The sequence below is a fragment of the Methylobacterium variabile genome (genome assembly GCF_001043975.1).
In the GTDB taxonomy this organism is placed as follows: domain Bacteria; phylum Pseudomonadota; class Alphaproteobacteria; order Rhizobiales; family Beijerinckiaceae; genus Methylobacterium; species Methylobacterium variabile.
The window spans coordinates 1-1,319 of sequence record NZ_LABY01000265.1 but is presented as its reverse complement, the minus strand read 5'-3'; the positions used below and the strand labels follow the sequence as shown (position 1 = coordinate 1,319).

Genomic DNA, 1,319 nt, shown 5'->3' with positions numbered 1-1,319 from the left:
TGAACCGCTCCGGGTTTCCCGGAGGCTCCAACTTCTGAGAGGATGGAGCCATGACGAAGCGAACAGCCCCGTTTTCCCCCGAGGTGCGCGAGCGCGCGGTGCGGATGGTGCGCGACCACGAGGGCGAGCACGGCTCGCAGTGGTCGGCGATCCAGTCGATTGCGGCCAAGATCGGCTGCTCGGGCGAGACGCTGCGGAACTGGGTGCGCCAGTCCGAGCGTGATCAAGGTGTGCGACCCGGCCAGACGACGGACGAGCGCGAGCGGATCAAGGCGCTGGAGCGAGAGGTTCGCGAGCTGCGCCAGGCCAACGAGATCCTGCGCAAGGCGAGCGCATATTTCGCCATGGCGGAGCTCGACCGCCGGTCGCGGCCATGATCAGCTTCATCGACGATCATCGGGAGGTCTACGGGGTCGAGCCGATCTGCAGGGTGCTGCCGATCGCCCCGTCAACCTACTACCTGCATGCCGCCCGGCGTGCCGATCCCGAGAAGCAGACGGTTCGTGCCCGCAGCGACGCGGCCTTGATGATCGAGATCCAGCGCGTGTTTGAGGCCAACTTCTGCGTCTACGGCGTGCGGAAGATCTGGCGGCAACTGGCCCGGGAGGGGATCGTGGCCGCTCGCTGCACGGTGGCGCGGCTGATGCGCCGATTGGGCTTGGCGGGGGTGGTGCGTGGCAGGACCGTACGCACCACGATCCCCGATCCGGCCTCAGCTTGCCCGCTCGATCGGGTCAACCGCCACTTCAAGGCTCCCCGGCCGAATGCCTTGTGGGTGAGCGACTTCACCTACGTGGCGACGTGGTCGGGCTTCGTCTATGTGGCGTTCGTCATCGATGTGTTCGCCCGGCGCATTGTCGGTTGGCGGGCCTCACGTAGCGCTCATGCGAGCTTCGTTCTGGATGCTCTGGAGCAGGCCCTGCACGAGCGTCGTCCTGGTCAGGGCAGCGGGCTGGTGCACCACTCGGACCGCGGCTCGCAATACTTGGCTCTACGGTACACCGAGCGCCTGGCTGGAGCAGGGATCGAACCGTCGGTCGGCAGCGTCGGCGACTCTTACGACAACGCCTTGGCGGAGACGATCAACGGCTTGTTCAAGGCGGAGGTCATCCACCGGCGTGGCCCGTGGCGTTCCTTCGAGGCCGTCGAGTACGCCACCTTGGAGTGGGTCGACTGGTACAACCACCGTCGCCTCCTCGCGCCCATCGGCAACGTCCCTCCCGCCGAGGCCGAAGCGCGCTATCATGCTCACGTCGGCGACCAAGCCCTGGCCGCCTGACCCAAGCCAATCAGCCTCCGAAAATCCCGGAGCGGTTCAG

At 66.6% G+C, this 1,319-nt stretch carries 1 protein-coding gene and 1 other annotated feature; the gene reads left to right on the top strand.

What is annotated here, in order from left to right:
• Nucleotides 1-50: 50 nt before the first annotated feature.
• A protein-coding gene (locus VQ02_RS30390; RefSeq protein WP_157080876.1) for an IS3 family transposase occupies nt 51-1,279 on the top strand; the annotation gives its coding sequence in 2 pieces (ribosomal slippage) (nt 51-345 and nt 345-1,279; 1,230 coding nt in all).
• Nucleotides 332-448, top strand: a sequence feature (AL1L pseudoknot). It overlaps the preceding gene by 117 nt.
• Nucleotides 1,280-1,319: the final 40 nt, after the last annotated feature.